Here is a 289-nt window from a genome sequence, read left to right as displayed (position 1 = left end):
CACCGAGTTCTGCAGATCCTCAAGCTGCTCGAACAGCGGAATCACATCGATGGTGGGCACGTCTTCGGGATGGGAGAAGGCCAGCCGGTTGAGCTCGTAGACATCCTTGATGTTCTGGGCGCTCTTGGTGAAGGAGATGATGTAGCGGCGGGCGGCCTTGAGGCCGTTGCGCTTCTGGATGGCCCCGAGCGCGCGGAAGGTGTCGAGCACCTCGTGGGTCATCGGCTGCAGATCGCCGCGTTCGCCGTGCAGACCATGTTCGCGGATGTCCGCAAGGGCGCGGGCATGC

General features: G+C 63.3%; 1 protein-coding gene. It reads right to left on the bottom strand.

Annotated features, from left to right (window positions below):
* The coding region (locus EIK80_RS25570; RefSeq protein ID WP_125159731.1) for a phosphoenolpyruvate carboxylase at positions 1–289 on the bottom strand (289 nt) is incomplete at both ends.

This window comes from Caulobacter sp. 602-1, from assembly GCF_003931565.1.
In the GTDB taxonomy this organism is placed as follows: Bacteria; Pseudomonadota; Alphaproteobacteria; order Caulobacterales; family Caulobacteraceae; genus Caulobacter.
This window is presented reverse-complemented; position numbering and strand designations above follow the sequence as displayed.